This is a genomic window from Amycolatopsis sp. (assembly GCF_036008905.1).
Classification (GTDB): Bacteria; Actinomycetota; Actinomycetes; order Mycobacteriales; family Pseudonocardiaceae; genus Amycolatopsis.
The window spans coordinates 1-6711 of sequence record NZ_DASYMU010000253.1 but is presented as its reverse complement, the minus strand read 5'-3'; the positions used below and the strand labels follow the sequence as shown (position 1 = coordinate 6711).

7 protein-coding genes and 1 pseudogene are annotated in these 6711 nt (G+C 67.2%); 4 read left to right on the top strand and 4 right to left on the bottom strand.

Translation table 11 applies throughout. The features are described 5' to 3' along the window. Both VGP60_RS40190 and VGP60_RS40185 read right to left on the bottom strand, forming a co-directional pair. A pseudogene (locus tag VGP60_RS40190) lies at positions 1-446 on the bottom strand (hypothetical protein); the annotation flags it as partial. A gap of 185 nt (positions 447-631) precedes the next feature. Further along, on the bottom strand, positions 632-1435 hold the full coding sequence (locus VGP60_RS40185) for an aminotransferase class IV family protein (protein WP_327553478.1): 804 nt from the start codon (positions 1433-1435) through the stop codon (positions 632-634). Positions 1436-1564: 129 nt separating this feature from the next. On the opposite strand from VGP60_RS40185, the gene VGP60_RS40180 reads away from it, so the two are divergent. Next, on the top strand, positions 1565-1930 hold the full coding sequence (locus tag VGP60_RS40180) for an RNA-binding S4 domain-containing protein (RefSeq protein WP_327553477.1): 366 nt from the start codon (positions 1565-1567) through the stop codon (positions 1928-1930). A gap of 53 nt (positions 1931-1983) precedes the next feature. Continuing rightward, positions 1984-3003, top strand: a complete 1020-nt coding sequence (locus VGP60_RS40175; protein WP_327553476.1) for an LLM class flavin-dependent oxidoreductase — start codon at positions 1984-1986, stop codon at positions 3001-3003. 12 nt (positions 3004-3015) lie between these two features. Here the strand turns inward: VGP60_RS40175 and VGP60_RS40170 are convergent, their stop codons facing one another. Then, positions 3016-3717, bottom strand: a complete 702-nt coding sequence (locus VGP60_RS40170; RefSeq protein ID WP_327553475.1) for a TetR/AcrR family transcriptional regulator — start codon at positions 3715-3717, stop codon at positions 3016-3018. Between the two features lie 54 nt (positions 3718-3771). Further along, positions 3772-4344, bottom strand: a complete 573-nt coding sequence (locus tag VGP60_RS40165; RefSeq protein ID WP_327553474.1) for a nucleotidyltransferase domain-containing protein — start codon at positions 4342-4344, stop codon at positions 3772-3774. 534 nt (positions 4345-4878) lie between these two features. On the opposite strand from VGP60_RS40165, the gene VGP60_RS40160 reads away from it, so the two are divergent. Together VGP60_RS40160 and VGP60_RS40155 are read left to right on the top strand one after the other, a co-directional pair. Beyond that, positions 4879-5085, top strand: coding sequence for a hypothetical protein (locus VGP60_RS40160; protein WP_327553473.1), 207 nt, complete (start codon positions 4879-4881; stop codon positions 5083-5085). A gap of 163 nt (positions 5086-5248) precedes the next feature. Next, positions 5249-6711: TOMM precursor leader peptide-binding protein (locus VGP60_RS40155; protein ID WP_327553472.1), on the top strand; the 1463-nt coding region annotated here is incomplete at its 3' end.

Genomic DNA, 6711 nt, shown 5'->3' with positions numbered 1-6711 from the left:
AGGTGCTCCACGAACCAGTCGCGCGAGGCCGACGACGCCGCGACGAACCCCGCACCCGTGTAGGCCGCGAAGTGCCCACCGGGCAGGAGCACGATCTTCTTCGGCTCGGCCGCCGTCTCGAAGGCCGAGGCGGCCAGGTTGACGGTCACCTCAACACCCGCTGCCGTCGTAACGCTGAAGCTCGACGCGGACTTGGCGTCGACGATGCCGGTCGCACCCCCGTCCGACGGCGCGGCCACGGGCCCGCCGCCGATGGGGAGATCCGCCGCGGACGCCGTGCCGGCACCGGTGAGTCCGGCCACCGCACACGTCAGCCCCGCGGCCACGAACCATGCACCCGTTCTCTTCGACAGCAACCGCCGCGCGCTCGGCCGGCGTTCTTGCACGGCCGTGGTCGCCGAGGCTGACCCGACCGGTGATTGACTTGCCGGTTCGTAGTCGTTCATGACCGCGTTCCTCTCATTTGGGCAACTGCTCTTACTTGAGCAATTGCCCCGAGCCTGGCGGCCGTTTCTGGGAGGACGCTGTCGTTAACCTGTGAACTCCTGCCTAAGTACAAGGTTGACCAGTCAGCGCCCGCCAACTCGTCCGGTGTCGGCCGTGCCGCGCTGATTGTCTGATTCAGGCGCTTTTACGGCGCCGTGGGCGGCTCGGCGTTGTAAGCCTGGTGAAGCAGTGCCACGAAGGACGGTGCTTCGGGTAGCCGCGCCGAGTCGACTCGGGATAGTGCGATGCCTGGGGTCCACGAGTTCATGACCACTGCCCCGGCCAGCATTGGCAGGTCGGCGAGCGTGACCGCTTGGACGCGCTGTGGGATTCCGAGGCGATCCAGTTGACGGCGGACGATGCCCATCGTGATCCCGCGCAGTATCTCGGCCTCGGGCCACACCACCGCTTCGCCGTCCCAGAAGGCCAGATTCCAGATCGACGCCTCGCTGAGCCGACCCTGGCGATCTATGAAGGCAGCGTCGTCGAAGCCTTTGCCGACGGCCTCGCGGAGGTAGTACGTCTTGGCGACCTCGCCGACGTGTTTCACACCGGGGAGGACGCGTTCGTATTCGACCGCCGTCAGCGCCAATGGTCCGTTCGGACCGGACGCGGATGGGCCGGTGCGGAGCAGTACTTCTGGCTCGATGTCAGCGCCGGACGCGGTGAATTCGCCCGCCGGCGAGTACATCGTGGCCATCAGCGAGAGATCGTCCGGCCCCGCCGCGAGTGCTTCCCGCAGGTAACCCCGCACCCGGTCGTCGGGCAAGGCACGGCCGAACATCTCGGCCGAGGCGACCCGCAGCCGCTCCAGATGGAGGTCGAGGCCCCGGATCCGGCTTCCCCGCACCTGCATCGCGGTGAAATGGGCATAGCCCGCGAAGGCCAGCGGTGCCAGTTCCTCGGCGGTCGCCGGGCGGCCATTGCGGTGAACCACGAAAGAGGACATAACGGAACCGTAGGGCTTGACATCAATGTGAACCTCAAGCCCGGATGAGCTAGATCACAGCGGCGATCCGGCGCTCCCGCCAACACCGCGCGAATGCGATTTTCCCGAAGTAGGACATCATGTACAGCTGTGGAGTCCACCCGTGTAGACCGCTGGTTGTGGGCGGTCCGGCTGACCAAGACCCGACCGGATGCCGCCGCGGCCTGCCGGGGCGGGCACGTGCGCGTCAACGACCGGCCGGCCAAACCCGCGACGACGGTCGTGCCGGGTGACGAGGTGCGCGCCCGGGTCGGCGACACGACCCGCATCCTCGAGGTGACCCGGGTGATCCAGAAACGGGTCGGGGCCACCGACGCGGCCACCTGTTTCATCGACAAGACGCCCGCTCCCACCCCGGAAACGGCCATCCCCGTCGCCCGCCGCGATCGGGGCGCCGGCCGGCCGACGAAACGGGAACGCCGGGTCCTCGACAAGTTCCGCACCGGTGAACCATGATCGTGAATAGGTGACGTTCAGCAGGACGTCGTCATCGGCGATGGAGGATTCCCGTGCCGCTGCCCACGGAACCGTTGCGAAAACTGGGCTTTCTGACGATCGGGCTGTTCGACGAGGCCGATCCTCGCCGGGGCCACGAGTCGACGCTCGGCGTCATCGAATTGGGTGAACGACTCGGCTTCGACAGCGCCTGGGTGCGGCATCGCCATCTGCAGTACGGCATCTCGTCCCCGGTCGCCATCCTCGCGGCGGCCTCGCAGCGCACCAGCCGGATCCACCTCGGCACCGCGGTCATCCCGCTGGGCTGGGAAAACCCGCTGCGACTGGCCGAAGACCTGGCCACCGTCGACATCCTGTCCGGCGGCCGCCTCAATCCCGGGATCAGCGTCGGCCCGCCGATGCACTTCGACCAGGTCAAGGAAGCGCTGTACCCGGACACCGCGGAGCTCGAGGATTTCAGCTACGAACGGGTGCGCCGGCTGCTGGACTTCGTGCGCGGGGAACCCGCCACCACGGCCGGTGGCATCGAAGGTTTCGAAGTGTTCTCCGACCGCGTCCAACCCCAATCCGAGGGTCTGGGCCGTCGCCTCTGGTACGGCGGCGCGAGCCTGCGCTCGGCCCAGTGGGCGGGCGAGCACGGCATGAACTTCTTGACCAGCAGCGTGGTGAAAGCGGAGGAATCCGAGGACTTCGCCAAGATCCAGCTTTCCCATATCCGGGCGTTCCGGGCCCACCACCCCGACGGCGAGAACGCACGTGTCTCCCAAGGGCTGGTCGTCATCCCCACCGACTCGGCATCCCCGGAGCAACGCGCGAAATACGAGGAATACGCCCAAAAACGTCTGCCGCGCACCACGACCCCGCAGGGACCGGCGCGCCTGATGTTCGCGCCCGATCTCGTCGGGACCTCAGAGCAGATCGCCGAACGGCTCTACGCCCACGCCGGGTTCCAGGAGATCACCGAGGTCGCGTTCGCGCTGCCGTTCACCTTCGAGCACGAGGACTACGTGCAGATCCTCACCGACATCGCCACGAAGCTCGGCCCGGCACTCGGCTGGCGGCCGGCGACCTGACGCGGGCCGGGCTCAGTTCGACGTCAGCACGTCCGCCGGCGCGCCCAGCAGCGCGAGACAGTTGCGCCACAACGTTTCCAGCTGAGCCGGGTCGTTGAGCAGCTTCGCGAACAGCACCCTGCCCTCCAGCTGCGCGACGATGGATCGGGCGGCCCGCTGACCGGCCCGCTGCACGGTCTCGGTCGCGTCGAACAGGTCCCGTAACCGGCGCAACGGGGGACGGTCGTTGTCGAGCAGCTCGACCCATTGCCGTTGCTGCGCCGCCCAATGCTCGTCGATGACGGTCAGCGCGAGCGCCTGTTTGGACTCGAAGAAGTAGTAGAAGCTGCCCTTCGGCACCCCGGCGGCGGCACAGATCTCCGTCCTGCTGGCGGCGATGCTCGCGATCTCCTTCGTCGCCACCGCGAAGGTCTCGGAACGCCTGTCCCGCCCCGTTCCCCAGTCCGACGACGCTGAGCCGCTGACCCCCACGAAGATCGGCGCCAACACCACGAACGTGCGGAGGTGTTTGGCAGCATCCTTATCCGTCTTCGCCACCAGTGCTATCGCCTCACTGTGGCTCTCACCGTGCGGATACACCCCCAACGCAAGACAGCAGAAAACGTCCGACGCCGCGATACCCGCGTGCACGCACAAAGTCACATAAGCATCGACGATGTCACTGTGCTCGTCAGCGAAGTCGCGGATGGTGTTCGCGGCTTCGACGAACTGCACCGCTTTCGCATCCGTCCTTTCCTGATCCCCAGATCGCACGGTTGCGTACGCATGTCAGTCCTTGCTCCTTCGCAGTTGCTTCGTCAGCCAGGCATGCGTCCCGGCCACGGTCAGTCCTTCTTCGAGCACGTCGAGCAGAACGCGTTCTTCGCGACCACGGGCGGCGATCTCACCGGCCGTGAATTCCAGGGGCCGGGTGTCGTTGCCGGTCCACCGGGTCACGTCGGCCACCAGTAAGCCGACCTGGGCCCGCCAGCCCTCACCATCGGCGTCGTCCGGTCGCACCAGCAACAAGTCCAGGTCGCTGTCGGCGGTCATCGTCCCCTTGACGGCCGATCCGAACACCGCGGCGTACACCGGCGGGGTCTCCCAGGATTCGAGGTGGCTTTCAAGGCGCGCCAAGAAAGTCTCCATAAGCCGGGCAAGCCCGATGACCTGCTCTGCCGCGAGGTGTTCACGGTTGAACCGATAAGCGAATGCCTGGCCAACCTTGTCCGACAGGACGATTCCCTGCCTCGTAAGCCTCCGCAGTACTTTGCGAATGCCCTCTTCGGAGTGGTGCCTCAAGACACGATGCAACTGTCCCGTCGTGAAGACAATGTCGTTCATCGCCAGTACCGCGAGCACATCTCCGTCAAGTGTCGGAGTCACCGTGGACAGCGGTCGCCCCAGCTCCATCACTCACCTCCGACACTTTGGCCAAGCCGGACTGCAGTCCAGCTATCCACACTATAGTCCGCCTACCCGTACTATAGTTGACCATCTGAGTCGCCATCTGTCGACAGATGGCGACAAGTCGACGGCTTGACGTGCTCGGATGTCGGCGGATGTGCGTTTCGCACGGTCGACAGATGCCTGCGAGCACTGCCGCGGAGCACCTGCCGTGGGGCAGAGTCGAGAAGATCGGCGGTGATGTCGCCCGAGACCCCCCGCACTGGGTGGCATCACCGCTGTCCCGTACCCCTGCCTGGGTAACCCTTGGTGCCCGGAGGGTCACCCGGGCGCATGACAAAAGTCATCGCGTCTGATGCCTTGCGCACTGTCGGCCGGCCGGCCGCGCGGACGAGACTCCGAATCGCACCGATGCTCGGGCGACCCGGCGGAACCGCCGGGTCGTAATGATGGGCCGACGGCGGCCCCGCATACCCTCTGGGAGACCGCATGAGCAGCCTCACCACCCCGTCAACGACCGTGAACGGCGGCATCTTCGCCGGCCTCCCGATCACGCTGCTCGACGGCGGCCTCGGTGCCGTCCCGGGCTCGACCGAGGCGGGCGTGACACCGAAGGTGGACGCCCTGTGCTGGTGCGGCTGCGTGGTCTGCGTCCTTCCGCCCGTTCCGCCGTCGACCCGGCCCGAGGAGGTCTGACACTTCGTGGCCTGCGCGTGGCCGACGCCCTCCCGGGCGAGCCACGCCCTCGGGGTGGTCACGACGGCCGCGGTGGTGCCGCTGCCCGCGGGCCGGTTGTCCTTCGCCGGCCCGCCGCAGCGGCGACCACCGTGGTAAACCGCTCGCCGGAAAGGAGTCATCCATGTCGAACCCCGCGGCGAGCGTGCCCCGCATCAAAAGACACCTCGGCGTCTCGGTCGTACCGGGTGACGGCGCTTACCTGTTGTGCGAGCACGGAAGCGCGGTCATCACCGACCCGTTCGCCGAGCGCCTGCTGCCACTGCTGGACGGCAAGCACGATCTCGACTCCATTGTGGACACCCTGCACGACGAGGTCGCCGGTGAGCACGTCCGGCAGGCCGTCGCCCAGCTGATCCTCAGTGGACAAGTCGCCGAAGTCGATCCGGACGGCGACGAACGGGCTGCCGGCTACTGGGAGTCGTTGAACCAGCATGGTGACACCGCCGAGAAGGCCGTCGGCGCCGGTGTCCGTGTAACCACCTTCGGCGCGGTCGACACCGACGAGGTCATCGCTTCCCTTGGCGCAGCGGGACTTCGCGTCCTCACCGAGTCCGATAAGGACAATCCCGGCCTCGAAGTGGTGCTCACCGACGACTACCTGCGCCCGGGCCTCGCCGAGTTCGGCGCACGCCTGCGCGCGGCCGATTTGCCTTGGCTACTGGCGAAACCGGTCGGTGTGATCACCTATGTCGGCCCGGTGTTCGCCCCGGACGGCGCCTGCTACCGCTGTCTCGAAGTCCGGCTTCGCGGGCAGCGCCGCGCCGAGGACTACCTCGAAACCCGGCTCCACGGCGTCCGCGTGGCGCCACCGACGGTCGACATCGGCGCGACCCGCGCGTTCGGCCTGGGCGCGGTCGCCACCGCCGCCGCGCACTGGCTGGGCGGCCACCGACACGACGGCACCCACGCGGTGCTGACACTGGACACCGCGAGCCTGCGCACCGAAACCCATCCGGTGCGGCGCCGTCCACAGTGTCCTGGTTGCGGGAACGCGGATCTGGTGCCGGACAACATGAACCGGCCGGTGCGCTTCGAACCGCGGCCCAAGACGTCCTCCTCCGACGGCGGTCACCGGTCGAAAAGCCCCGAGCAGATGATGGAAACCTGGGGCCATCTCATCGATCCGATCACCGGTGTCGTTCCCGGGCTGACGCCGCTCTCGACGGGTTTGCCGTTCGTGCGCGGGTATTCGTCGGGCTACAACCGGGCGATGCGGGTCAGTTCGCTGCGCGGCCTGCGAGAAGGGCTGCGCACGCAGAGCTGCGGCAAGGGGGTCACCGACATCCAGGCGAAGGCCAGCGCACTCGGTGAGGCGCTGGAACGGTACAGCGCGGTGCACAACGGCGACGAGCCGAGCATCGTCAGCAGTCTGGCGGCGCTGGGCTCGGAAGGTATCCATCCCAACGCTTCCATGCTCTACAGCGAACGCCAGCTCGCCGAGCGGGAACGCTGGAACCGCACGGAAATCGCCTTCCAGTGCGTCGCCGAACCGATGCCGGCCGACGCGCGGCTCGAATGGAGCCCAGTCTACTCGCTCACCGAACAGCGCCGGAAATACCTGCCGACTTCGTTGCTGTTCTTCTC